The sequence below is a fragment of the Mesorhizobium sp. M7A.F.Ca.CA.004.12.1.1 genome (assembly GCF_003997835.1).
In the GTDB taxonomy this organism is placed as follows: domain Bacteria; phylum Pseudomonadota; class Alphaproteobacteria; order Rhizobiales; family Rhizobiaceae; genus Mesorhizobium.
Genome location: NZ_RZRK01001154.1, coordinates 1 through 1,410, shown reverse-complemented (window position 1 = coordinate 1,410; position 1,410 = coordinate 1). Strand labels below are relative to the sequence as shown.

The following is a 1,410-nucleotide window of genomic DNA, read 5'->3' as shown; positions in this document are numbered from 1 at the left end:
CAACAAGAAGGTGTTTTCGATCACCGAAGCTGGCCAGGCGCATCTCGCCGACAACCGCGAGATGATCGATGGCGTGCTCGACCATCTAGAGCGCTTCGGCCGCAAAATGGCCAAGGCGCGCGACTGGTTCGGCTGGAACGACGAGAGTGAAGAGGGCGGGCGTCGTGGCGGCCGGGGTAGCCGCGGGGATCGTTCGGAAGCGCGCGACGAATTCCGCGCAGTCCGCCACCGACTGCGCGCGGCTCTGGGTGACTTCGTCGACGCCCCGGCCGACAAGCAGGCCGAGGCGATCGCCATCCTCGAAGCCGCCGCCGAGGCGCTGGAAGCGCTGTCGCGCAAGTAAGCTCGTCCAGCCGACCGGACGCAGCCCTTGCCCGCTGGGCCAAGGACCGATAGTGAAATTCATCCCGCGTCACTCTACATGGTGCGGGATGAATGCTGTTGGAGGAAGCCCGATGTCTTTTCTGAAGCGTCTTTTCGGCGGTGGCGCCAGCGGAGCCGAAACGGCTGGACCAACAAGTGCAGCGCCAGCTAAGCAGGTCGAGCACAAGGGCTTCCTGATCAGCGCCACGCCCTACAAGGCGGATGGCCAATACCAGACGTGCGGCGTCGTCTCCAAGGAGATCGACGGTGTGGTGAAGGAACACAAATTCATCCGTGCCGACCGTTTCGCCGGGCTCGACGACGCCGTCGACATCTCGATCAAGAAGGGCATCCAACTGGTCGACGAGCAGGGCGACCGGATTTTTGGGTAGATCACCGCCACAGGTCCATGCGGGCCTTTGCGCCACGATGGACCTCTCGGTCCGGGTTGACCTACGACCGCCGGCGGATCAACTCGTCCTGGCGGGATCGATCGTCATCAGGCGGGCCCTGGCCTCGATCAGATGCCTTCTCGCGGCCCTTATCCGGCCGCACAATGCCAGATTAAGAGCGACGCCGCCTTCCTCGTCCAGCAAGTCATTCGCGCGCTTCAGAGAGTGCTCAGCTCTCCTTATGCGCAGTCTGGCGTTGGCCGCTTCGATGCTGTGAATTTCAATCATTGTGCCGCGTCCTTTGCGGTTCCGGTCCCTTCACGGATTAAACCGCCGCTGATCATATTGGTTCCGGTGCTGTGACCATTCTGCGGCCGCCGCTATTTCGTTGTGGTGTTGAATTCACGGTTCGCCGCATAATCGATAACGAAGGTGCCCTCGGGAGCGCGAACGCCCTGCTTCACATTCGATATAGTCACCGTTGTGGTAAGTCCCTTCTCGTCGGTGAGGCTCCATCTGCGCAGATCGAGCGATTTTCTGTCGAACACCATGGAGATGTTCGAATTGCCGAAAGCCGATCTGTCGGCCAGCTTGACGGTAACTTGGGCGCCGTCGTCTCTGATGCTCTTGAGGCGACTGCCGGAGAAGTCGACCT

The 1,410-nt window shown here is 61.3% G+C and carries 3 protein-coding genes and 1 pseudogene; 2 read left to right on the top strand and 2 right to left on the bottom strand.

The genetic code is table 11. From position 1 onward, the window contains the following. Together EN984_RS34650 and EN984_RS34645 are read left to right on the top strand one after the other, a co-directional pair. Positions 1 to 343, top strand: a pseudogene (locus tag EN984_RS34650) (PadR family transcriptional regulator); the annotation flags it as partial. A 112-nt stretch (positions 344 to 455) separates the two neighbouring features. Beyond that, positions 456 to 755: an HlyU family transcriptional regulator gene (locus EN984_RS34645; RefSeq protein WP_127268097.1), complete on the top strand. Its 300-nt coding sequence runs from the start codon at positions 456 to 458 to the stop codon at positions 753 to 755. A 78-nt stretch (positions 756 to 833) separates the two neighbouring features. Here EN984_RS34645 and EN984_RS34640 read toward each other — a convergent pair whose 3' ends face one another. Together EN984_RS34640 and EN984_RS34635 are read right to left on the bottom strand one after the other, a co-directional pair. After that, the gene (locus EN984_RS34640) at positions 834 to 1,043 is read right to left on the bottom strand and encodes a hypothetical protein (RefSeq protein WP_127268098.1); all 210 of its coding nucleotides are present in this window, start codon (positions 1,041 to 1,043) and stop codon (positions 834 to 836) included. 92 nt (positions 1,044 to 1,135) lie between these two features. Beyond that, on the bottom strand, positions 1,136 to 1,410 hold a 275-nt coding region (locus tag EN984_RS34635), incomplete at its 5' end, for an outer-membrane lipoprotein carrier protein LolA (RefSeq protein ID WP_164765924.1).